Origin of the sequence: Streptomyces sp. NPDC057302 (genome assembly GCF_042667685.1) — a bacterium.
Lineage (GTDB): Bacteria > Actinomycetota > Actinomycetes > Streptomycetales > Streptomycetaceae > Streptomyces.
This window is the reverse complement of the sequence record NZ_JBHUZJ010000011.1, coordinates 80,902-104,056: the sequence shown is the minus strand read 5'-3', so window position 1 is coordinate 104,056 and position 23,155 is coordinate 80,902. Positions and strand designations below refer to the sequence as shown.

General features: G+C 70.3%; 14 protein-coding genes. 3 read left to right on the top strand and 11 right to left on the bottom strand.

Annotated features, from left to right (window positions below):
- Positions 1–499: 499 nt before the first annotated feature.
- The 3 genes from ACFUPX_RS11375 to ACFUPX_RS11365 form a co-directional block, all read right to left on the bottom strand.
- Positions 500–1,900, bottom strand: coding sequence for an MFS transporter (locus ACFUPX_RS11375; protein WP_383319682.1), 1,401 nt, complete (start codon positions 1,898–1,900; stop codon positions 500–502).
- Between the two features lie 511 nt (positions 1,901–2,411).
- Positions 2,412–2,762, bottom strand: a complete 351-nt coding sequence (locus ACFUPX_RS11370; protein ID WP_383319680.1) for a hypothetical protein — start codon at positions 2,760–2,762, stop codon at positions 2,412–2,414.
- A gap of 229 nt (positions 2,763–2,991) precedes the next feature.
- A complete protein-coding gene (locus ACFUPX_RS11365) occupies positions 2,992–3,489 on the bottom strand; it encodes a hypothetical protein (RefSeq protein WP_383319678.1) in 498 nt (165 codons plus the stop codon).
- A 156-nt stretch (positions 3,490–3,645) separates the two neighbouring features.
- Here ACFUPX_RS11365 and ACFUPX_RS11360 point away from each other — a divergent pair, with 156 nt between their 5' ends.
- Complete coding sequence (locus tag ACFUPX_RS11360) at positions 3,646–4,749, top strand: LAETG motif-containing sortase-dependent surface protein (protein WP_383319676.1); 1,104 nt, start codon at positions 3,646–3,648, stop codon at positions 4,747–4,749.
- A gap of 106 nt (positions 4,750–4,855) precedes the next feature.
- Here the strand turns inward: ACFUPX_RS11360 and ACFUPX_RS11355 are convergent, their stop codons facing one another.
- Both ACFUPX_RS11355 and ACFUPX_RS11350 read right to left on the bottom strand, forming a co-directional pair.
- Positions 4,856–6,700, bottom strand: coding sequence for a GMC oxidoreductase (locus tag ACFUPX_RS11355; protein ID WP_383319673.1), 1,845 nt, complete (start codon positions 6,698–6,700; stop codon positions 4,856–4,858).
- A gap of 19 nt (positions 6,701–6,719) precedes the next feature.
- Positions 6,720–8,336, bottom strand: a complete 1,617-nt coding sequence (locus ACFUPX_RS11350; protein WP_383319670.1) for a succinic semialdehyde dehydrogenase — start codon at positions 8,334–8,336, stop codon at positions 6,720–6,722.
- 333 nt (positions 8,337–8,669) lie between these two features.
- Between ACFUPX_RS11350 and ACFUPX_RS11345 the strand changes: the two genes are divergently transcribed.
- The gene (locus ACFUPX_RS11345; RefSeq protein ID WP_383319667.1) at positions 8,670–9,083 is read left to right on the top strand and encodes a hypothetical protein; all 414 of its coding nucleotides are present in this window, start codon (positions 8,670–8,672) and stop codon (positions 9,081–9,083) included.
- A 55-nt stretch (positions 9,084–9,138) separates the two neighbouring features.
- Here ACFUPX_RS11345 and ACFUPX_RS11340 read toward each other — a convergent pair whose 3' ends face one another.
- The 5 genes from ACFUPX_RS11340 to ACFUPX_RS11320 all read right to left on the bottom strand — a co-directional run bounded on the left by ACFUPX_RS11340 (position 9,139) and on the right by ACFUPX_RS11320 (position 19,883).
- Positions 9,139–10,908 (bottom strand): serine/threonine-protein kinase, encoded by a 1,770-nt coding sequence (locus ACFUPX_RS11340; RefSeq protein WP_383319664.1) that lies wholly within the window; start codon positions 10,906–10,908, stop codon positions 9,139–9,141.
- A 106-nt stretch (positions 10,909–11,014) separates the two neighbouring features.
- Positions 11,015–12,646, bottom strand: a complete 1,632-nt coding sequence (locus ACFUPX_RS11335; protein WP_383319661.1) for a serine/threonine-protein kinase — start codon at positions 12,644–12,646, stop codon at positions 11,015–11,017.
- A gap of 103 nt (positions 12,647–12,749) precedes the next feature.
- Positions 12,750–14,489, bottom strand: a complete 1,740-nt coding sequence (locus ACFUPX_RS11330) for a protein kinase (protein ID WP_383319778.1) — start codon at positions 14,487–14,489, stop codon at positions 12,750–12,752.
- Positions 14,490–14,656: 167 nt separating this feature from the next.
- Complete coding sequence (locus ACFUPX_RS11325) at positions 14,657–17,503, bottom strand: protein kinase (protein ID WP_383319658.1); 2,847 nt, start codon at positions 17,501–17,503, stop codon at positions 14,657–14,659.
- A gap of 190 nt (positions 17,504–17,693) precedes the next feature.
- Positions 17,694–19,883, bottom strand: a complete 2,190-nt coding sequence (locus tag ACFUPX_RS11320) for a serine/threonine-protein kinase (RefSeq protein WP_383319655.1) — start codon at positions 19,881–19,883, stop codon at positions 17,694–17,696.
- A gap of 135 nt (positions 19,884–20,018) precedes the next feature.
- On the opposite strand from ACFUPX_RS11320, the gene ACFUPX_RS11315 reads away from it, so the two are divergent.
- Positions 20,019–21,254, top strand: a complete 1,236-nt coding sequence (locus ACFUPX_RS11315) for a serine hydrolase domain-containing protein (RefSeq protein ID WP_383319652.1) — start codon at positions 20,019–20,021, stop codon at positions 21,252–21,254.
- Between the two features lie 39 nt (positions 21,255–21,293).
- Here ACFUPX_RS11315 and ACFUPX_RS11310 read toward each other — a convergent pair whose 3' ends face one another.
- Positions 21,294–23,000 (bottom strand): glycerol-3-phosphate dehydrogenase/oxidase, encoded by a 1,707-nt coding sequence (locus tag ACFUPX_RS11310; protein ID WP_383319649.1) that lies wholly within the window; start codon positions 22,998–23,000, stop codon positions 21,294–21,296.
- Positions 23,001–23,155: the final 155 nt, after the last annotated feature.

Genomic DNA, 23,155 nt, shown 5'->3' with positions numbered 1-23,155 from the left:
CCGGCCTTAGTCCCCTCCAAGCGCTCCCCCAGCGTTCCCGCAGTGCTCCCCAAGCGCTCCCCCAGTGCTTTCCCGAATGTCCTCCGAACCGCCTCCAGCCGTCCTCAGCCGCTCCCAACCGTCCCCCGGCCCCCTGCTCTGCAGCTGCTTCGTCCCCACCGAAAGACCCAGCTGTCCCTGTTCGTCCGGATCATGGCGAACCGGTTGCGCGGGTCGCGGCGCATCCACCACGATGCCTAGCAGGACAGGCCGTACGCGCGGCACTGCACAACTCAATTGCCATTGGTCGAGACCACTTGTGCGCCCCCCGTGCGCCGGGGCGGCCACCAGTGCTCTCCGACTCGCGGCGCACTCCCCCGGCGCCGCTCCGTGGCACCGACGCTGCCCTGACGTCGGTGCTGACAGCCAAGGGCCCCGCGGATCCGTCCCGCGGGGCCCTTCGGTCTGCCGTGGCTTCGCCTCGCCGGGGGGGGGGGCAGGAGCGGCCGAGGGAAGTGACTCAGTCCTCCTGGCCGTCCGGGTTCTTGGGCAGGCAGAACATCAGGGCCCACATCAGGGCGACGAGGCCACCGACCCACCACAGCACGGTGATGAACGCGTCGCGGTTGAGTCCGGCGTCGGATGAGCCGCCGGCTGTGGCGAAGAACACCAGGGCTGTCAGTGCGGTGCCCAGGGCGATGCCCAGGTGCATGGCGGTGTTGAACAGGCCCGAGGCGGACCCGGCGTCCTCGTTCGAGACCCCGGCGAGTGACATGTCGGCGAGCGGGCCGCCGACCATGCCGAGGCCGAAGCCGATCAGTATCACCGGGGCGGTCATCCCCAGCAGGGTCAGGTCCGCCTGGTCCGCGTCGGCCTGGAGTCCGTAGGCGGCCATCGCAGCGATCGTGACGAGGGCTCCGACCTGGGGCAGTCGGCGGGCGAAGCGCCCGCTGCTCTTCGCCGCGATTGTCGCGCCGGCCAGCTCTCCCAGGGAGAGCAGCACGAAGGCCAGGGCCGCGTGGAAGGGGCTCATGCCCAGTCCGCGCTGGAGGTAGAGGGTCCAGGTCATGAAGAACAGCCCGCACAGCAGGCCGTGCAGCAGCTGCGCGGCCATGCCGCCGGAGAACCGCCTGCCCCGGAAGAGGGACAGGGGCACGAGCGGGGCGTTGTCCTGCTTGCGCTGCTGGTGGCGCAGGAAGACACCCAGCACCAGCAGTCCTGCACCAAGCAGGGCGAAGCACCACAGCGGCCAGTGATGGAGGTGCCCCTCGGTGAGGGGGAAGACGATCAGGACGATGGCCAGTGCGGACAACGCCATGCCGGTCAGGTCGGGCCGGTCGGCCTTCCCGGAGGTGGACTCGGGGATGAACCTGCGTCCCAGCAGGAGCACGGCGAGACCGACGGGCACGTTGATCAGGAAGATCGGCCGCCAGGACAGCCCGAACAAGTCGGCCTCGGTGAGCAGGCCGCCCGTCACCGGGCCCAGGACATTGGCGAGGGAGAGGACGGCCCCGTACAGACCGAACGCTCTGCTGCGGTTCTGCCCCTCGAACGTGACGTGGAGGGTGGCCAGGACCTGCGGGATCATCGACGCCACTCCCACGCCCTGGAGCGCGCGGGCGGCGATCAGCTCGCCCGGCCCGGCAGCGAGGCCGCACAGCAGAGAGGCCGCGGTGAACACGACGGTGCCGATGAGGAGCATCCTGCGCCGGCCGTAGAGGTCGCCGAGGCGCCCGCCGGTGATCAGCCCGATGGCGACGGGCAGTGAATAACCGGTGGTCAGCCACTGCAATGCGGCCGGTCCCGCGCCGGTCGACTCCTGGATCGCGGGCAGGGCGGTCAGCACGACCGACTGGTCGAGGATGTCCATGAGTTCGGCGGTCAGCAGCACCAAGAGAGCGATCCGGGCCGCCAAGGCCATGCTCGGGTGGGGAGGTGCTGGGTGGGGAGGTATTGGGTGGGTCTGGGTGCTGTGCTGCGGCTCGTTGTCGAGCGCGGAGGAAGACACGACGGGAAACTCCTGATCCAAAGGGATCGGGGAGCCCTGCCGACAGCCGCACCGGGGCCGGAAAGCACGAAACCCGGGGCAGACGGCAGAGCTGCACCCGGGAAGGAAAACTGCGGGGAGGGATGACGCAACTCAGGCCAGCGCGACGTCCGCCCCCGGAAACGTGCGACACAACAGCACGTGGGGAACGCGGACGACTACATGGCCTGGTTAATAGGACGTCACCTCAAGATCGACACAGACACAGAAGGACAGAAGGACAGAAGGAAAAGGAACAGGAATTCCGGTCACCGCCACCGACACCTCGGCACAGCGACTCGTCCACGATAAGCCACTCCCGGACCCCGCCTCACGTCGTGACACAACCGCACGCGGGTGGCGCTCCGCAGGGTGCGTCGCATCCTGCGGAGCATGGTGGGGACTGTCAGGTGTTGGTCTGAGCGAAGTACACGGACCGGAACTTCACGCCGGAGTCGGGTGTACCGCCGGCGTTCACCACCGTGTGGACGCCTTGGCACTCGGCCTCTGGGAAGAGGAAGACATTCGAGGGCGTCTTGTTTGCGAACTTCCAGGCATCCACGCTTTTCCCGGATTCGACTTCAGGGATCTCGATGCACATCCTCCCCTCGATGTCGTCCAACTTGCCAAACTGCGGGTTCGCCGAATCGCCGTACGCATAGGTGGCGTAACCGTCGACGGCGGCGGCTGAAGCAGGCACCGTTGCGAGGAGAGTGAGGGCACCGAGGGTGGCGCCGACGGCGTGTCGAAGACGCATGGAACAAATCCTGTTCTCTGCCGGGACTTGGGCCCGTGAATCATGACGCCACGACGTCGGCACTCCCCCTCCTCCCGGGCGCCAAACCACTCGCGGGAAGTGCGCAGAAACGAAATCTCTGCCGCCATGTGGGTGTGCGCGCACAAGGCCGAATTCACCGCGCGGGGTGTGGTGTCCGCGGCGGGATTCGGGCGCCCGGCGGATGACTCTCCGCAGCGTGCCCGCCCCGCTACCGCCAGATCCAGAACCTGAACGGGCTCAGGACCACGATCGCCAGCGCCATGCAGCCCACCACGATCACCACGCTCCACACCCGGCGGCTGCGCTCCGAACGCGCGCTGCGCCGCGGCCCGGACGGCGCGGACCGCCACTCGTCCGGACGCCACGCCCCGGCGGCGCCCTCCCCCCGCGCCGCCTTGCGCTTCCTGCGCCTGCGCCCCAACGCACGGGAGTCCGCCGCCGCTTGGCGTGCCGCCTCCTCGTCCAGGCGCCGCAGCCGCTCGGCCACCATGCGCGCCCGCGCGGACGGCTCCTTCGGCGCCGAGGAGCGGATGTCGCGCAGACTGTCGCGCTCGAACCGCTCCCACACGTCGTCCGGCACCTCGGCCGACAGGCCCTCTCCCAGGCCGCCCGACCGATCGCCCGACCGATCGCCCGTCCGATCGCCCGTCCGATCGCCCGACAGGCCGTCCGGCCTCTGGCCCGGTATCTCGTCCGGCTCCGCCACGCCGCCCCCTCCTGCTGCCCCTTGCTCCCGGCGAACCACCGCGGAGCGGAGGAATTTCTACGTCACACGGCAATGGACGCACAAGCTCTGTGATCCAAGCCACATAAGAATTCTGTGAGTTCGAGGACAACCATTCACAGGAGACACAGGTCATGCATGCGTAACAACGGCCACACCCGCGTCCCCACCGCGGAGGCCTCCACCTCCGTATCGCCCACCAGGTGGTACGCCGGACTCACTGAGGTCTTCATGAAGCTTCGCCGTGTCATGGCCGCCGCGGCCGCGACCGCTGCCATAGCCCCGCTCGCGCTGCTTTCGGCCCCTGCCGCCTTCGCGACCGACGGCGCCACGCCCACGCCGACCGAGACGATCACCGAGACGGCCACGCCCACTCCGACGGTCACGCCGTCCGAGACGGAGTCCGAGACGGCGACGCCGACCCCGTCGGCCACCAAGACCACTCCGGCGCCGTCCGAAACGGCCACCGAGACGGGCAAGCCCACGGAAGAGCCCACCGAGACGGACGAGCCGACCGAGGAGCCCTCCGAGGAGCCCACGGACTGCGCGGTCGACGACGACGGTGCGGACGACGAGTCGAAGCTGGATCTCGGCCTCTCGGGCCTGCCCGGCAAGATCGTCGCGGGCAGCGGCTGGCACCAGTTCAAGCTGACGGCCACCAACCCCAGTGACGAGGACCTCGGCGAGGTCCAGTGGCTCGCCGCCGTGGACAACTTCACGGAGAGCCAGGACGAGAAGGACTGGCTCGCCAACTACGCGCAGATCCAGTACTTCAACCCCGAGTCCAAGGCCTGGGAGTCCATCGCGGACGAGGTCACGGGCGGCGTCTACTTCGGCACCACCGAGCTGGGTGCCAAGGAGAAGGTCGACATCAAGCTGCGCCTCAACGTCAGCGCCAAGGCCCCGGCCGGCGACGGCTACGCGCTCGGCCTCGGCGGCTACCTCGACTCCGAGCAGAACTGCGTGCACAACGCGTTCGCGTTCTACGATTTCACGGTCCTGAAGCCTGGCAGCGACAACGAGAACCCGGGCGAGGCCGAGGAGAACGAGGGCGGCAAGAAGCCTACCGGCGGCGAGAAGCCCCTGGGCGGCGCCAAGGAGATCCCGACCACCGGCAACCTCGCCGAGACCGGCTCCAGCTCCATGCTGCCGACCATCGGCCTCGTCGGCGGCGTCGCCGTCATCGCCGGTGCGGGCGCCGTCTTCGTCGTCCGCCGCAAGAAGGCCGACGTCGGCGCATAACGCCGGGGCGCGTCACCGCGCCCGAGGCCACGCTCGCGAAAGGACCTGCGCTCGGAGGGGGGCGCAGGTCCTTTCGCGTACGTACGTTCCTCGGGGCGCGGCGGCGCTACTTCTTGGCGGGCACGGAAGGCATCCCCAGGAAGGGCAGCTTCAGCGCGCCGAACGCGTCCGCCGGTACCGCGGGGGACTTCGGCTCGACGGCGGCGAGACGTACGTACCGCGTGCCCGGGGCGGGGCGGGTGTCCTCGGCGCCCTTGTTGGGCCAGAACGACATCGCGCGCTCGGCCTGCGCGGTGATCGTGAGCGACGGGTTCACGCCCAGGTTCGCGGAGACCGCGGCGCCGTCGACGACCGAGATGCCCGGGTGCCCGTAGAGGCGGTGATAGGGGTCGATGACCCCGGTGTCCGCGGAGTCGCCGATCGGGCAGCCGCCGAGGAAGTGCGCCGTCAGCGGGGTGCCCATCAGCTCGCCCACGTTCGACCCCGCGAAGCCGTTGATCTCCTTGGCCAGCAGTGTCGCGGCCTCGGTGGCCTCGGGGATCTGCGTCGGGTTGGGGGCGCCATGGCCCTGCCGGGCGGTCAGCAGGCCCTTGCCGATGCCCTTTTCCTTGCGGTACGTGGTCAGGGAGTTGTCGAGCGTCTGCATGACCAGGCCGATGATGGTCCGCTCCGACCAGCGCCGGTTGGAGAGCGAACGGACCATGAGCCAGGGGTGCTTGGCGACGTTGCCGAGCCATCCCGTGACGCGCGCCTTGCCGCCCTTGATGCTGTAGGGGACCTGGAGGATCGTCAGGCCGCCCATCGCGTTCGACTTCTTGCCGTAGCGGACGGGCTCGATGTGCGTGGAGGCGTTCGGGTGGATCGACGAGGTGATCGCGACGCCCTTGCTGAAGTCCGCCTTCTCGATGCCGTGCTGCTTGCGGTAGCGGCGGTCGGTGGTCTGCGAGCCGACCAGGGCCTCGGAGTTCGTGCGGGTCAGCGCGCCGAGCCGCCCCGAGATGCGCGGGAGCAGGCCGGTGTCCTTCATGCGGTGCAGGAGCGTCTGCGTGCCGTAGGTGCCCGCCGCGAAGACGACCTCGCGCGCGGTGAACGTACGCCCGTCGCCTTTGCGTTTGTTGTCGGTGCGCAGGGTGGCGACGGCGTAGCCGCCCCGCGAGTCCTCGGTGACGGTGACGACGGACGTCATCGGGTGGATGACGGCGCCCGCCTTCTCCGCCAGGTAGAGGTAGTTCTCGTTGAGGGTGTTCTTCGCGCCGTGCCGACAGCCCGTCATGCACTCGCCGCACTCGGTGCAGGCCTTGCGGGAGGGGCCCGCGCCCCCGAAGTACGGATCGGGAACTTCCTTGCCGGGCGTGGCCGTTGAAGTACCTGAGGCGTCCTGCTCGTCGCCGAAGAAGACGCCGACCGGCGCCATGTGGAAGCTGTCGCCCACTCCCATGGCCTGGGCGGCGGCCTTCAGGTGGACGTCGGACGGAGTCGTGGTCGGGTTGATCCGCACCCCGAGCATGCGCTTGGCCTGCTCGTAGTAGGGGCCGAGCTCGTCCTGCCAGTCCGTGATGTCCTTCCACTGCGGGTCGTTGAAGAACGGCTCGGGGGGTACGTAGAGCGTGTTCGCGTAGTTCAGCGAACCTCCGCCGACGCCCGCTCCCGCCAGCACCATCACGTTGCCGAGCAGGTGGATGCGCTGGATGCCGTAGAGGCCGAGTGCCGGTGCCCAGAGGTAGTTCTTGAGGTCCCAGGAGTTCTTCGGGAGCGTTTCACGGGTGAAGCGGCGTCCCGCTTCGAGCACGCCGACGCGGTAGCCCTTCTCCGTGAGACGCAGGGCGGAGACGGAGCCGCCGAAGCCGGACCCGACGACGATCACGTCGTAGTCGTACGACGCTTCGCCGGGCCCGCAGAACCCGCCCGCCTCACTGTCCGGCTGTTTCTGGACAGAGCTCTCCTGTGACATTGACTCTCCTCGTTGAGAACTAGCGCAGGTGCAGGGACTTCATGACCTTGAGGCCCAGGCTCATGAACGCCGCGTACTTCTCGTCGTCCATGCCGAAGGACGGCGCGAGCGGCATCAGACGCTGGTGCGCGACGGTCTGCGCCTCGGTGTACTTCAGGATGCCCTCGGAGCCGTGGCGGCGGCCGAGGCCCGAGTCCTTCATGCCGCCCATCGGCGACTGCGCGCTGCCGTAGGCGGGAGCGAAGCCCTCGTTCACGTTGACCGTGCCGGTGCGCAGACGGGCCGCGAGCTTCCGGCCGCGGCTGCCGTCCTTCGTCCAGACCGAGGAGTTCAGTCCGTACGACGTGGAGTTGGAGAGCTCGACGGCTTCGTTCTCGTCGGTGAAGCGGTAGACGGAGACGACGGGGCCGAAGGTCTCCTCGCCGCACACCGCCATGGGGGACTCGACGCCGTCCAGGATGGTCGGCTCGAAGAAGAACGGGCCGATGTCGGGACGGGCGACGCCGCCCGCGATCAGCGTGGCGCCCTTGGCGACCGCCTCGTCGACGTGCCGCTTGGTGGTCTCCAGCTGCCGCTCGCCGACCAGCGAGCCCATGTCGGCGCCGTACGCGAGGGAGCGGCCGAGCCGCATCGCCTTCGTCCGCGCCGCGAAGCGCTCGACGAACTCGTCCGCGATCGACTCGTGGACGTACAGCCGCTCGATGGAGATGCAGAGCTGGCCCGCGGAGGAGAAGCAGGCGCGCACGGCGCCCGCCGCGGCCTTGTCGATGTCGGCGTCGTGCAGGACCAGCATGGCGTTCTTGCCGCCGAGTTCGAGCGAGACGCCGACGAGGCGGCCCGCGGCACCCTGTGCGACCTCGCGGCCGACGCGGGTGGAGCCGGTGAAGGAGACGTAGTCGGCGTGCTTGACGATCTCGGGTCCGATGACGGGACCGTCACCGAGGACGACCTGGAAGACCTCGGCGGGCAGACCGGCCTCGATGATGAGGTCGCGGGCCCACAGGGCGGTCAGGCAGGTCTCCGTGTCGGGCTTCATCACCAGCGCGTTGCCCGCGACGAGCGCGGGAAGGGCGTCGCCGATGGACAGTTCGAGCGGGTAGTTCCAGGGCGCGATCTGGCCGACCACACCGCGCGGCTGACGGTTCTCGGTGACCTTCGTGAGGGTCGGTACGACGCCGGTGTGCCGCTTGGGGTTCAGATACGCGGGGGCCTTGCGGCCGTAGTGCCGGGCGGCGACGGCGACGGCCTGCAGCTCCTCGTGCGCGTGCAGGCGGGCCTTGCCGGTCTCCAGCTGGATGAGGTCGAGGACCTCGGCCTGGCGCTGGAGCACGAGGTCGTGGAAGCGGAGCAGGACCGCGGCGCGGCGGCGGACCGGGGTGCGCTCCCAGGCGATCTGCGCCACGCGGGCGCGCGCGAAGGCAGTGGCCACGTCCTCGGGGGTGGACTCGGGCAGGTCGGCCAGCTTCTCGCCGGTGAACGGCATGTGGTTGGCGGTCCGACCCGAACCGATCACATCCCGGGTGAGCTGCGCGATCAGCTCGGGAGTCACCACGTCGGCGGCGGTGCGCGCGCCTTCGGGAGCGGTGGCTATCGGGTTCGTACCGAGGTGCGCTGCGGTGGCCTGCGAGTCCGTCATGGAGGTGAGCGTAGGCCCAGGTCAGGGATTTGGGTACCCGTCGGTAATCAGCTTTCACCGAGCACACACACGATGCCAGCGATCGCTGGCGGTAAAGCCCCTGATCAGGCCGTTGTCGCGTCACCTTGCCCTTCATAGCGACTCCCAGATCGCGGACGCCCTCGCTCGGGGTGATCACGAGCACCGGAGATCCGAGTGGGAACAACAGCACGCGATCACGTGCAGCCAGACCCCAACCTCAGCCAAATTGGCAGGTACTCAACATGTAACGTCACGGCACCAGGGTTCACTTCCTGACCACAGTGAACCCTCCACTGAAATGGGGCCCATGCCATGAGATCCAAGTTCGCCGCGCTCGCGTTCACCACCGCCGCAGCTACGACCATGACACTGATCGGTCCTGCCGAGGCGGCCGAAGCGGCATCAGCAAGTTCCTGCAGGTCGGTAGCGCTGGGCACCTTCAAAGGTGGATCAGTGTGCTTTTACCACCGCACTGACACTCTCAAGGTCTTCTACTCCAATAGCAGCCAGAAAGGCTGGAAGCTCAAGGGGTCCGGCCACACCACCAGTGGGCGGAAGATCAAGTGCGTGAACAGCAAGCGGGATTCCATCAAGACCTGCGACTACAACTTGTCCGAGAGGTCCCATCTGACCTATCGGCTTACCGCGAGTAGGTCTGGATCCAACACCATCGAGACTTCCTGGCTCACAGTGAGCGTTCGTACGGGAAAGCGGATCAACAGCTGACTTCGACTTCCCAGGGGCACCCAGTACAGGTGCCCCTGGGTGCGAGTCCAGGCCGTCAAGGCTTTGCGATCTCCAGCTCGGCGATCGCGGTCTTGGCGACCTCACGGCCGCGATCGACGAAGTCGCCCTTGCTCGGGTAGTCGATCCAGAGCTTGTACATGTCGCCGGACTTGGTCATGTAATAGAAGATCTTCGCCTCGCGCGGCTTCGGCGCCTCGGTGTCCGAATCGTCCACGTAGGAGACCGCGTTCTCGGCGGATTCCCCGTCCTTGTAGGAGGTCTTGGCAGACTTGACCTTGGGAGCCGGGGCCTCCGCCATGTAGCTCTTGTCGCCGCCCTCTATCGCGTCTCCGTCCGCGTAGGCCTGTGACGGTGCCGAATTGGCGATCTCGTTCGTGCTGTCCTCGGACTTCTTCTCAAGGCTGAGAGTGATCGAGACCGCGTGGCTCGGGTCCGTGTAAGCGACCCAGTGCTCCGTCTTGTCGACCCCGTCCGCCTCGGACTTCACATAGTCCGGCGGCGCCGCCACCGTCGCGCCCAGCGCCTTCTCCTCGTGCGACTCCCAGCTGTCCGCCTCGGCCGCCGCGAATGGATTCATGACCACGAGTACGCCTGCGACCACGGCTGCGACGACTACCGCGCCGATGCCGATGAGCCCCTTGCGGCCTAGCGTCACGCCCTTGCCGCCACCGCCACCGTTACCGCCACCGCCGAACTGGACGACCTGCGTCGGCGCAGGCTGCGGCGGGCGGGCCGTTTCCTCCAGGAGGGTGCGGACCTGGGCGGCGCGGGGGCGTTGGCCGGGGTCCTTGGTGAGGAGGCCGTTGATCGTCTGGGCCAGCGGGCCGGAGGCCGAGGCGGGCGCCGCCGGGGTCGCGTTCAGGACGGACTGGAGCGTCGCGGGGGTGTTGTTGCGGCGGAACGGCGATACGCCCTCCGTCGCGGCGTAGAGGACCACGCCGAGCGACCAGAGGTCCGACGCGGGGCCGGGGCGCTGGCCGAGCACCCGCTCCGGGGCGATGAACTCGGGCGAACCGACGAAGCCGCCCGTGTCCGTCAGGTTCGTCTCGCCCTCGATCTGGGCGATGCCGAAGTCCGTGAGGATGACGCGGTCGTGCTGGCCCAGCATCACGTTGTCCGGCTTCACGTCACGGTGCAGGATGCCCGCCTGGTGGGCGGCGTCCAGGGCGCCGAGCACCTCGAGGCCGATGCGGGCGGCCTCGCGGGCGCCCAGGGTGCCCTCCTGGAGCGCGGCGCCGAGCGAGCGGCCCTGGACCAGCTCCATGACGATCCACGGCTGGCCGTCCTCCACCGCCACGTCGTGGACGTTGACCACGGCCGGGTGGTCGAGGCGGGCCGCGGCACGCGCCTCGCGGCGCATCCGCTCGAAGACGTTGCTGCGCTCGCGCTCGGGCAGGTGGTCGGGGATGCGGGGTTCCTTGACGGCGACCTCGCGGTCCACCGTCTCGTCCTTCGCGCGCCAGACCGTGCCCATGCCGCCGTGGCCGAGCTTGGACAGCAGGCGGTAGCGGCCCGCGATCAGGCGCCCCGCGCCCGGGTCCGGCTCGGACGCCTGGTTCGGCACCACCTGGGTGGGCTGGGCGTACGGCGACGGGGGCGGCGTGGGCGCGGCGGGCTGCTGCGGCCCCCCGGAGTGCTGCGGCCCCCTGGAGTGCTGCGGCCCTCCGGAGTGTTGCGGCCCCCCGGAGTGCTGCGCGGTCTGCTGCTGCGACTGCGGCGTCTGCGGCTGCGGCTGCTGTGGCGGCTGCAGTCCGAAGCTGGTGGGCTCGTACGGGCCGTAGTTGGCTCCCCCGTCATTACTCATGCCCACATCAGTACCTTGCCGAAGGCCGCCGGTTCCACTCGGGTCACCGACTTGTGACAGGGGTGATGCGCCCGCCCCCCGTACGAACAAACCTCACCGGCAAACCTCACCGGCGCATGAACGAGTCCACCGCCGTATCGAAGTACCGCCTGCCCTCCTCGGCCTTGCCGACCGGCGCCGAGACCCACACGTCGAACATCCGGCCGCCCTCCTCCCAGCACAGGTCGTACGTGTGCCGGGCGCCCTCCGCCGCCGTGAAGCCGTCCCAGCTGAACTGCCAGAGGGCCGCGGGCCGTCCGTTGTGCGAGGTCTCGGTGACCTCGCCGCCCCGGTAGCCGGGATTGTTCTCCGGCCCCTTGGCGTCGGAGCGGCGCTGCACGGCCAGCGGGCCGCCCGGCTCGGGGGCCGACTCCTTGATGCCGATGCGGAAGGTGCCGCCCGAGGACTTGTAGAAGGTGCGGGGTCCGTCCACCTCGCGCGTGAAGCCGTCCGGCACCGCGAGCGTGAACCCCCGGGAGTCCTCCCGCACGCGGTAGCCCTCCGGGGCCTCGGGCGAGGAGGGCTTCGGGGTGCGGGAGCCGCGCGTGACCGTCACCGTCGGGGTCGGCGACGGTGACGGGCTCACCGTCTTCGTCGGCGCGGACTGCGAGGCCGGACTCGACGGCGTACCGCCGTTCCCCTCGCCGTCCCTGCTCATCAGGAGCGCGGCGGACACCCCGGCCCCGGCCACCGCGGCCACCAGCGCGGCGGCGAGCAGCATGGCGCGGCGACGGCGCCGGGAAGGACCCGCGGGCTGCGCGGGCGGATGGGTGGGCAGGTCGCGGTAGGTGGGCGTGTAGCCGCCGGACCCGCCCGGCAGCGCCGACGGCTGGCCGCCGGCCCGGCCCGCCGGTGTCGACGGCATCCGCCCCGTCTCGACGTACGTCCGCAGCAGCCGCTCCGCGTCCTCCGCGCCGAGCCGGTGGTCCGGGTTGCGTTCGAGGAGGCCCAGGATGACGGGCAGCAGCGGCGCGGCGGCGGGCGGCGGCCGGATCTCGTCGAAGACGACGGCGTGCAGTACGCCGCTGATCGAGTCCCGGCGGAAGGGCGACTCGCCGGTCAGCGCGGCGACGAGCAGCGCGCCGAGCGACCAGAGGTCGGACGCGGGCCCCGTCCGCTCCCCCGACATCCGCTCGGGCGCGGTGTATTCGGGTGAGCCGACGAACGACCCGATCTCCGTGAGCGTCGTCGCCCCGCTGACCTGCGCGATCCCGAAGTCGGTGAGGACGACGCGCCCGGTCGCCTCCTCCAGGAGTACGTTCGCGGGCTTGATGTCACGGTGCAGCACCCCGGCGGCGTGCGCGACCCGCAGCGCGCCCAGCAGATCGATGCCCATCCGGGCCACCGCCCGCGCGTTCATCGGGCCCTGCCGTGCGATCCGCCCGGCCAGCGAACCGCCCTCGATCAACTCCATGACGATGTACGGGTGGTCGCTCTGCACGACGACGTCGTGGACGACGATGATGTGCGGATGCTGGAGCTGCGCCGCCGCCCGCGCCTCGCGCAGGGTGCGTTCGCGCTGCTGCATCGCGTCGGATTCGGAGAGCGTGTCGTCGAGCGCGAGTTCCTTCACGGCGACCCTGCGGCCGAGGAACTGATCCGTGGCCTGCCAGACGACGCCCATGCCACCCCTGCCGAGCCGCACATCCAGGCGGTAACGGCCAGCTATGACCCGGGCGTTGTCCCCCACGCTCCCCATGCGGCCATCATGCCCCACACGTGTGCGAACGGACCCTCCGGACCTGGGTGGCGGACTGGTTCCGGCCGCTCGTCCCGGTCATCCCGACTGCGAACGGCCGCGTTCAGCGCTCCCGCCAGCCCCGGAGCATCGCGTCGAACTGCTGTCGGGCCTTGTTCCAGTCGGCGGCGGGGGACGACATGTAAATCACGTACTCGACGCCGTCACGGCTGATATAGGACTGTGAGATGGCGCGGCGCGGGCCCGCGGTCGTGTCGTTCGCGCCCGCCTTCCAGCTGAACTCCCAGAGCGCGCCGGGCCGGTCGCGGAAGGTGTTCTGGTCCAGTTGCAGCCGCTTGTAGGCGGGCAGCTTGGGGCTCAGGTTCTTCTCGAGGTCCAGCTGGTGCGTGTAGGGGCTCTCGAACGTCGTGTTGCGGTCGATGGCGATGCGTACGAAGTGGCGCCCGTGGTCGGGGGTGTAGTCGATCTGAGTGCCGTCGGCCTCGCGCTCCCAGCCCCTGGGCAGCATGAGGCTGAAGCCCTCGGCGTCCTTCACCCGCTGCCAGTTCTCGGGGATGCCGCCGACGGCCTTGCCCGGCTCCTTGTCGCCGGACTGCTGCGTACCGCCGTCGTCGCCGTTCTCGTAGTACAGGTACCCGGCGGTTCCGCCGCCGAGCAGCACGACCGCGGCGGCCACGGCGACGATCGCGGGCCACTTGCGGCGCTTCGGGGGGCGGTTCGCGGGCTGGTGGGTGCCCTGCTGGTGGGTGCCCGACTGGTGGGTGCCCTGCTGGTGAGTGCCTTGGACGACGGTGCCGGAGTGGTGGAGTGCGGAGTGGAGGCCTGCGCCGGGGCCGTTCCCGTGGGCTACGGTGCCGGGCTCTGCGGGGTGGTAGCCGTGCTGCGGGGTGTGCTGATGCGGCTGCTGTTCCTGCTGTTGCCGGTGCGGTGACTGCTGCTGTCGCTGCTGTTGCTGTTGTCGCTGCTGTTGCTGTTGCTGAGACGTGGCGTGGACCTGTGTGGGCACGTACGCCTGCCCCGCGCTCGGCTGCCGTCCCTCCGCCGCCTCGGCGAGCATCAGCTCGGCCTCCTCCGCGGTCGGCCGGGTGTCCGGGTCCTTGCGCAGGAGCGCGCCGATGACAGGGGCCAGCACGCCCGCGTACTCGGCGGGGGCGGGCTCCTCGGTGACCACGGCCTGCATGGTGCCCAGCGGCGACGTACGCCGGAACGGGGAGTTCCCCTCGACCGCCGTGTACAGCGTGGCGCCCAGCGCCCACAGGTCGGACGCGGGCCCGGGGTTGGCGCCGCTGACCCGCTCGGGCGCCAGATAGTCGACGGAGCCGACGACCTCGCCGGTCCGCGTGATCGTCGAGTCCCCCTCGATCGCCGCGATCCCGAAGTCGGTCAGCAGGATGCGCCGGTCGTTCGACAGGAGTACGTTGCCGGGCTTGACGTCGCGGTGCAGGACCCCGGCGGCGTGCGCGGCGCGCAGGGCCTTCAGGGTCCACAGGCCGATGCGGGCTGCCTCGACGGGCGCGATGCGGCCCTGCTCCTTGACGGCGTCCGCGAGCGAGCAGCCCTCGACCAGCTCCATCACGATCCAGGGGCGGTCGTCGTACTCGAGCACGTCGTGGACGGTGACGACCGCGGGGTGGTTGATCCGGGCCGCGGCCCGCGCCTCCGCGTGCGTACGCGCGAAAAGGACCGCGCGGTCGGCCTCCTGCACGAACTGCGCTGCCGTCAGTTCCTTGACGGCGACGGTCCGGTGCAGCACCTCGTCGTGCGCGCGCCACACTCGTCCCATGCCACCGCGGCCTATGGACTCACCGAGCCGGTAGCGGCCCGCGAGGAGCAGGCCCTGCATCTGATTCACGATCCCCCGCAATGGTTCTGACATGGCCCAGGTTAGGGAGCCGGTGGCGTGCGGGGAACCTCCGGGGGTGCTCGGAGACCTCACTGTGACGCGTGACGCAGCGACAGCGGGCCTTTCCCGGGGCGGAGAAGCACCACGAAACGCCCGTCGGGAACAGATCAGCCGGTGACCTGATAGGTCGTCGACGCCTGCTCGTAGAACCGGTCGACTGCGTCCCGCTCGGCCTCGGGCCCGCGGATCTGCACGACGTGGTACTTCCCGCCGACGATCATCGCGAGATTGCGTACGAAGATGTCGCCGCCGCCTGGACCCTGCCAGGTGAACTGCCCCTCGCCCATGGCCCGTCCGCCCACGTCGATCCTGCGCATCCCGGAGGACACCGCCCAGGTCGAGTCGCGGAACGGCTGCAGCTCGCGCTCGTGCTCGCGCTGGTACTTCATCGGGTCGCTGCCGTACTCGTCCGTGCCGTCCCGCCCCGGCACCACGATCAGTTCGAAGTCGCCCCGCGTGTAGAGGACCTGCCCACGGCCGTTCTTGGGCTTGCGGTCCCAGCCGCTCGCGACAGCGACCCGGAAGCCCTCGGCGTCCTTGCGGAGCGTGAAGCCCTTGGGCACCTCGGGATCGTTGGTCTGCGGCTTCTGCGAGCCGGTGCTCGTCTCCGGTTTGCCGCTCGGCTTGTCGCCGGGCTTGTCGCTCGGCTTGTCGGACTTGCCGTCCTCGCTGGGCTTGGCGCTGGAGCTGGCGCCGGGGTCGGGCCCCTGGCTGGTGCCGGGATCACCGGCGGAACCGGCCCGCTCGCTGCCCTCGTTCTCGCCCGACTTGGGCATGAAGGCCACGGCGTACGCGATCGCCGCGACGAGCCCGACCAGGATGATGATGAGCAGCAGGCGCCCCAGCGAACGCGGCCGTCCGCTCCCGCTCCTCTTGGGCGCGGGGGCGCGTGGTGGGGCGGGGGCGCGTGGGGGTGCGCCCACGGACGCGGACGTGGCCGCCATCGGCCTGGCTTCCCGGCCGCGCTCGGTCTGTTTGGTCTGCTTGTGCTGCTTGGTCTGCTTGGTCTGCTTGGTCTGCTTGTGCTTGCGACGCCCGTCCTGCCGGGAGTTCGACGTGGGGGCGGCGGTCGCGGGGGCGCGCCGCTTCTTGCGGCGTACGAGATCACCGCGACGGCGTACGACGGGCAGCCGCCTGGCGTCGAACGGAGGCGCGGGCACGACGTTCGCCCCGGCTTCCGGTTCGGGCGCGGAGCGGACCAGCGAGCGCAGCCAGCCGTTCAGCTCCTCGAAGTCGAGCCGCTCGGTGGGGTCCTGACGCAGCAGCGACTCGACGACGGGCCGGAGCGGACCGCACTCCTCCGCGAAGGCGGGCGGCTCGGCGCAGACCAGTTGGACGAGCTCGAAGGTGCTCTCCTCCGGGTAGGGCGCGTGGCCCTGCACGGCCCGGAACAGCAGCGCGCCGAGCGCCCAGAGGTCGGTGGCGGGCCCGATGGGCGGTGCGAGCTGCCAGTTCTCGTGCACGGGCCCGGCCTGCTCGGGCGCCCACCGCTCGGTCACACCCCCGACCACGGTCATCCGCGCATGCCGGGCCCGCTCGGCAGCAAGCGCGGTGGCGGGCCCACGCCGGGCCCCACTGCGCTCGGCGACGAGGGCGTCCCAGTAGCTGTGGCCGGAGGTGGAGGGGGTGGGGGCAGGTGCGGGTGCAGTTGTGGGTGGGGGTGGGGTGTAGCCGCGGTGGGAGGCCTGTCCGCCCCTGCCCGCGTCCCGCTCGGCGAACCCGCCGGCAGGCCCACCGGCACCGCCAACGCCCCCGCCGCTCCCGCCCCTGGGCACAGCCCCGTGCCACTGCTTCGTACCCCGGACGCCGTACGGGTCCAGGATCCGCCCGGCAGCCTCGGCTTCACCGCTGCTCCCGCTGCCGCCGCCCCCGTACCCGCCCTCCGCGCCATACCCGCGCGGCCCTTCATCGTCGTACCCCTCGTGACCTTCGTACCCGTCACGCCCGTCGCGCCCCTCGGTCCTCGCCGGGTCATCGACCTCGCCGAAACCCGGGCTCGCCCCGTACGCCCCGCCGTCCCTGGGACCCGGCAACTCCGCACCCGTCGACGCGGAGCCCCGCCGGCCCTCGTCCTCGCTCACCCGCGCCGCGGCCCGCGCCCCGGCGCGATACGCGGCTATGGCGCTGGAGCGGGTCGGCCGTGCGTCGCCCCGGGGCGGTTCCACGGCCGGAGCGGCCTCGATCGCGGCATGACCACGCGAACGATCGCTCTCCTCGACCTCATGGGCCTCGTCAGGCTCACCCGCATCGGCCCCACCACCAGCACCGGCACCGGCGTCCGAGGCGTCCTCAGCCGCCCCGCCCCCGAAGCCCGAGACGAACTCCTCGGGCCGAGGGTCGTACCCGCACAGCGCCTCTTCCGCCGCGCCCGCCGCCAGGCCCGTGAGGACCACCCGGCCGTCGTCGCAGACCAGGACCGTGCGGGCGGTGATGTTCCGGTGGACCCAGCCGTGCGCGTGGAGGACCCGCAGGGCCGTCACCACGTCCGCCGCGACCTCCGCCGCCCGGTAGGGACTCAGCGGCCGGTCCGCGAGCAGCGCGGCCAGCGGCCTCGCCGCCACCAACTCGCTCACTATCCACAGCGAACCGCCCTCGGCGAACACGTCGAAGACCTGGTCGAGCCGCGGATGATCGGGAATCTGCGCGGCGGCCTGCGCCGCCTCTATGGCGCGCCGCACCGCCGGATCGGACGGCCTGCGTGTCGTACGCGCCGAAGGCCTCCGCACCGCCCCCGCGCTCACGAACCCCGCCGGAAGCTCTCCCTCCGGCAGATCGCGCTCATCGAGCTCAAGGACTTCCGCGTCGACGACCTCGGGCAACGGCACCTGCCTGACCAGGACTTCCTGGCCGCTGTACGTGTCGAAGGCGCGCGTCTCGGCGAGTTCGTACTCGTCCGCGGGAGGCAGCGGCAGGCGATAGCGGTCGGCGAGTACCCGCCCCGCGTATTCGTCCACGACGCCTCCCCCGTCCGCACGGTGGTCAATTCCGTTCGTCTAACGCCTTGTTGTGGCTGCGTACGGTCCGCAGCCACTCACGATACGTGCCGGAGGCAAACCACATTGAGGGGATGCGAGATCTCGCCGGGACCCGTTCCGTGGACCCGTTCCGTGGACCCGTTCCGCGGACCCGTTCCGCGGACCCCCGCTACTTCTTCGGCTTGAACGACTTCGTCAAGGTCTGCCAGGTGTCCTTGCGCTCGGCGCTGCTCCACTTGTCGGCCTTGGCCGTGTACATGATTCCGTAGCCCTGGTGGTCGTTGACGACGAACCCACGGTCTATCGAGCGGTACTTCGTGCCGCCTTCGACGTACGTGAACTCCCAGTCGGCCGTGTTCCACCCGCGGTAGTCGGCCTTCTCTATCCGGATCCGCTTGTACTGCGACCGGACCATGTGCAGTTCCTGCTTCTTCCAGTCACCCACGGGGTCGGACTTGGGGGTGGGTGTCCAGCCGATCAGCAGCTTCTGCCCGTTCGGACCGGTGAAACGCGCGCCCGCGGTGGAAGTGGACTGGTACTTCCAGCCCTTGGGCAGGCCCACCGAGAAACCTTGGGAGTGCTTGTACGTCGACTCGACACCGTCCTTCGGCTTCTTGCCGGAGTCGTCGCTGTCGTCGTCGTTGCCGCCGTCGCTCGGGTCCTTGCCCTCGTCCGTACCAGGGCTCGCCCCCGAGCCCGCACCCTTGTCCGCTTCGCCCTTGCCCTTCTCAGCGCCGCCGTCCTTCCCGGCGCCCTTGTCCGTCTCCCCGTCCTTCTCGCCGCTGCCCGCGGTCGCCCCACTGGACGCGGCCTTGTCCCCGCCGTTGTTGCTGTCCTGCCCACCGCTGTCGTCCTCGTTGCCCAGGGCGAAGGCCAGCACGGCCCCGAGAACCGCGAGCGCGAGAGCCAGCGAGAAGATCACGAGCGTGCGCCGAGGCACCACGTCGGTGAGCGAAGCCTTGGGAGGAGCCGCACGCGGAGGCTGCGCGGGAGGCGCAGCGGGAGCGCTCGCACCCTTGCCCCCGACCGCCGACTTCGCCCCGGAACCGGAACCAGAAGTAACAGCAGGCGAAGACGCAGAGGCAGAGGCAGAACCCGCCGCAGCGGAACCCGAAGCCGCGCCACCCGCCCCGGCACGCGACGGCTTCTCCGCCACCGCACCAGAACCGGAACCGGAACCGGAACCGGAATCAGCAGCCGAGGCACCCCCGGAAGCACCCGCACCCGCACCCGCACCCCGCGCGGTAGCCGCAGCCGCGGCCTTCCGCACCGACCGGAGCGCACCCTTCAGCCGCTCTCCGGAGTCCGCCGAGGACCCGGCGGTCCCAGAAGCCCCAGAAGCCCCGGCAGTCTCAGACGTGGCCCCCGCACCAGCCGCACCAGCGGCCCCCGCGCCGACACCACCCTTGTTCCTGCCCTTGCCGAACCGCTTCCCCAAGGCCGGCGGCACCGGAGGCAGCGGCACGACCTTCGTCGCGTCGACCGGCTCCGGCTCGTCCTTGACCTCGGGTGCGTGGATCACGTCGATGAGGAGCGCCCGCGCCCCGGTGTCGTCGAGCCGCTGGTCGGGGTCCTTGGCGAGCAGGCCGTAGATGACCTTCTCCAACGGTCCCGCGTTCGTCGGCTGTTCGACGTCCTCGGTCATCACCGCGGTGAGGGTCGCGATCGCCGACCCCTTGTCGTACGGAGGAACGCCCTCCACCGCCGCGTACAGCAGACCGCCCAGCGACCACAGGTCGGCCGCCGGACCCGGCTTGTGCCCTCGTGCCCGCTCGGGCGAGATGTACGAGGGCGCGCCGACGAGCATGCCGGTGGACGTGATCGAAGGGTCACCCTCGACCTGCGCGATGCCGAAGTCCGTGAGGACGACCCGTCCGTCCTCGGCGATCAGCACGTTCGACGGCTTCACGTCGCGGTGCAGGATTCCCTCGCGGTGCGCGGACCGCAGGACGTCGAGCACCGCGAGCCCGACCTCGGCCGCGCGCCTCGGCGTGAGCAGCCCGTCCTCGCGAATGGCCTCGGCGAGCGACTTGCCCTCGACCAGCTCCATCACGATCCACGGGCGGTCGTCCTCGTCGACCACGTCGTACACGGTCACCGCACTGGTGTTGCGGATCCGCGCGATCGCCTTGGCCTCACGCAACGTACGCGTGATGAGCCGGCGCTTCTCCTCGTCGTCGATGCTCGACGGGAAGCGCAGCTCCTTCACCGCGACCGTCCGGCCGAGTGTCTCGTCCTTGGCGCGCCAGACGGTTCCCATTCCGCCGCGGCCGAGCACTTCTCCCAGCCGGTATCGCCCGGAGAGGAGACGTTCGCTCTTGTCCTGACGGGACTGACCCGCCTGCTCCGCGTCCGACATGCGTCCCCTCTGCTGCTACCGCTGCTACCCGCGCAACCCGCCCTGACAGAGCCTCCATTGTCCCTCACTCAGGGACCGGTCTACGCCCAGGGTCCAACGTCCCTCATGATGGGCTCCGCACAAGGAGGCGCCGCCATGCCCAACGCACGGACACTGCTGGCCATACCCCTTGCGGTGACCCTCATCGGCCTGACTTCCGCCAGTGCGCCGCCGGCCGCCGAACCGGCCACGGACGCCACTCTTCCGCTGCTCGTCACCCGAGGCAAGGCCCCCGCCGCGGCTCTGTTGGCCCACGAAGCCCCATGGTCGACAACCGCGCCGGGCGCCCCGGACGCACAACCGGAACAGCGGACGACCCGACCGCCCCAGTGGCACTTCGCGCAGGCCAACAGGACCACGGCCGCCGACACCACCACAGGCACGGACAAAAGCCAAGCACCCGCCACCGGTACGGGAAGCAGTGCCCCGACCGGACGTGACCCCGGCGCCAACACAGGCCCCGGCAGTGGCCGCAGCACAGACGCGGCCATCCGCATCCGCCGCACCGACCACTTCCGCGTGGGCAGCATCACCAAGACGTTCATCGCGACGGTCGTACTCCAACTCGCCGCCGAACATCGTCTTTCTCTGTCCGACCCTGTGGACCTCCACCTGCCCGGTCTCATCCGCGGCAAGCATCTCGACGGCCGCGCCCTCACCCTGCGCGCGCTGCTCACCCACACCAGCGGCCTCGCGGACTACACCACCGACACCAAAGGCCTCGTCCCCCTCACTCCGGCGGAGGCGGTCCGCACCGCCCTCGCCCACCCCGCGACCGCACCCGGCCGCTGGTCGTACTCCAACACCAACTACGTCGTCCTGGGCATGGTGATCCAGCAGGTCACCGGCCGCTCGTACGCCACCGAGACCGAACGCCGCGTCATCACTCCCCTTCGCCTGTCCGGCACTTCCTTCCCCGGCAACCGCACCACGCTCCCCTCCCCGCACGGTCGCGCGTACACGAGCGGGGGCCGGGACGTCACCGCCCTCAACCCGCGCGTCGCGGGCGCCGCGGGCGAGCTGGTCTCCACGCTCGCCGACCTGGACCGCTTCTACTCGGCCCTCCTCGCTGGCCGGCTACTCCCCGCGCCCCAGCTGCGCCAGATGCTCAACACCCGCGCCGCGGAGGGCAGCTACGGCATGGGCCTCTACCCGCAGAAGCTGCCCTGCGGCACCACGGTCTGGGGCCACAACGGCCGCATGGCCGGGAGCTACGTCCGTACGGCCGCCACCCGCGACGGCGACCGTGTCCTGACTTTCCGGGTCAACACGGACGGGGTGGCTGACCCGGACCTCGAACGGACACTCCTGGCGGCCGAGTTCTGCCCGTAGCCAGACCGTAGCCAGAGCCCCGCAGGGGCGGTGGAGCGCCTACAGCGGCACGATGTCCGGCGCCCCGAGCCGCGCCGCGTCCGCCGTCAGGTCGTCCGGCTGCCGCTGCGACTCGCGCTCCGCCTCCACCCGCTTCTCGTAGTGCTGGACCTCCCGCTCCACCTGGTCCTTGTCCCAGCCGAGGACCGACGCCATCAGCTCCGCGCACAACCGCGCGCTGCGCGTGCCCCGGTCGAACGTCTCGATCGAGATGCGCGTGCGCCGGGTCAGCACGTCGTCCAGATGCCGTGCGCCCTCGTGGGACGCGGCATAGACGATCTCGGCGCGCAGATAGTCGTCCGCGGCGGGCAGCGGCTCGCCCAGGGTGGGGTCGGCCGTGATGAGGGCGAGGACTTCCTCCGCCAGCGATCCGTACCGGTTCAACAGGTGCTCCACGCGCACCACATGAAGGCCTGTGCGGGCCGCGATCCGGGCGCGCGCGTTCCACAGCGCCTTGTACCCTTCGGCGCCGACCAGCGGAATGTCCTCGGTGACGCACTCGGCCACCCGCTGGTCGAGGCCGTGCACCGCCTCGTCCACGGCGTCCTTCGCCATCACCCGGTACGTCGTGTACTTGCCGCCCGCGATGACCACCAGGCCCGGCGCCGGATGGGCCACCGTGTGCTCGCGCGACAGCTTGCTCGTGGCGTCCGACTCGCCGGCGAGCAGCGGCCTGAGCCCCGCGTACACCCCTTGCACGTCGTCCCGCGAGAGGGGCACGCCGAGCACCGAGTTCACGTGTTCGAGCAGATAGTCGATGTCGGCGCTGGACGCCGCCGGGTGCGCCTTGTCCAGGTCCCATTCGGTGTCGGTCGTGCCCACGATCCAGTGCCGGCCCCACGGGATGACGAAGAGGACGCTCTTCTCCGTCCGCAGGATCAGGCCGGTCGTCGAGTTGATCCGGTCCTTCGGTACGACCAGATGGATGCCCTTGGACGCCCTGACGTGGAACTGGCCCCGCTCGCCGACCATCGCCTGCGTGTCGTCCGTCCACACACCCGTGGCGTTGACCACCTGCTTGGCCCTGACCTCGTACTCCCCGCCGCCCTCGACGTCCTGCACCGTGGCGCCGACGACGCGCTCGCCCTCGCGCAGGAAGCCCGTCACCCTCGCGCGGTTGGCGACCTTCGCGCCGTACGCGGCGGCCGTGCGCACCAGCGTGGCCACGTAACGCGCGTCGTCCATCTGCGCGTCGTAGTACTGCATGGCCCCCGTCAGCGCGTCCTTCTTCAGACACGGGGCGACACGCAGGGCGTGACGACGGGTCAGGTGGCGGTGCATGGGCAGGCCTCGGCCGTGCCCCCGTGACATCGACATGGCGTCGTACAACGCGACGCCCGATCCGGCGTAGATCCGCTCCCAGCCCTTGTGCTGCAAGGGGTACAGGAACGGCACCGGCTTCACGAGGTGCGGGGCGAGCCGCTCCAGGAGCAGGCCGCGCTCCTTGAGCGCCTCGCGCACCAGCGCGAAGTCGAGCATCTCCAGATAACGCAGGCCGCCGTGGATCAACTTGCTCGACCGGCTCGACGTGCCCGACGCCCAGTCCCGCGCCTCGACGAGGCCGGTGGACAGACCGCGGGTCACGGCGTCCAGTGCGGTGCCCGCACCGACCACTCCCGCGCCCACGACCAGGACATCCAGCTCCCGCTCGGCCATTTCCGCCAGTGACTCGGCACGCTCCGCCGGTCCCAAGGTCGCTGTCCTCACCGCTGCCTCCCGTGTGCTGTCGGGTGTGGTCGCGCTCACATCATGCCCAGATTCTGACCGTGCCCGCTGAGTTCGACCGCCGCCTGTGGACAACTCGCGGCCAACACTCCGACGCCTGACACAGCACAATGCCGCATAACGGTCATATTTACTCC

Bases quoted from the DNA above. Each gene is read 5' to 3' on its own strand.
- ACFUPX_RS11330 (WP_383319778.1), bottom strand. From the start codon at position 14,489: ATGCAGGGCCTGCTCCTCGCGGGCCGCTACCGGCTCGGTGAGTCCATA.
- ACFUPX_RS11370 (WP_383319680.1), bottom strand. From the start codon at position 2,762: ATGCGTCTTCGACACGCCGTCGGCGCCACCCTCGGTGCCCTCACTCTC.
- ACFUPX_RS11345 (WP_383319667.1), top strand. From the start codon at position 8,670: ATGAGATCCAAGTTCGCCGCGCTCGCGTTCACCACCGCCGCAGCTACG.
- ACFUPX_RS11360 (WP_383319676.1), top strand. From the start codon at position 3,646: ATGCGTAACAACGGCCACACCCGCGTCCCCACCGCGGAGGCCTCCACC.
- ACFUPX_RS11340 (WP_383319664.1), bottom strand. From the start codon at position 10,908: ATGAGTAATGACGGGGGAGCCAACTACGGCCCGTACGAGCCCACCAGC.
- ACFUPX_RS11335 (WP_383319661.1), bottom strand. From the start codon at position 12,646: ATGGGGAGCGTGGGGGACAACGCCCGGGTCATAGCTGGCCGTTACCGC.
- ACFUPX_RS11350 (WP_383319670.1), bottom strand. From the start codon at position 8,336: ATGACGGACTCGCAGGCCACCGCAGCGCACCTCGGTACGAACCCGATA.
- ACFUPX_RS11375 (WP_383319682.1), bottom strand. From the start codon at position 1,900: ATGGCCTTGGCGGCCCGGATCGCTCTCTTGGTGCTGCTGACCGCCGAA.
- ACFUPX_RS11315 (WP_383319652.1), top strand. From the start codon at position 20,019: ATGCCCAACGCACGGACACTGCTGGCCATACCCCTTGCGGTGACCCTC.
- ACFUPX_RS11320 (WP_383319655.1), bottom strand. From the start codon at position 19,883: ATGTCGGACGCGGAGCAGGCGGGTCAGTCCCGTCAGGACAAGAGCGAA.
- ACFUPX_RS11355 (WP_383319673.1), bottom strand. From the start codon at position 6,700: ATGTCACAGGAGAGCTCTGTCCAGAAACAGCCGGACAGTGAGGCGGGC.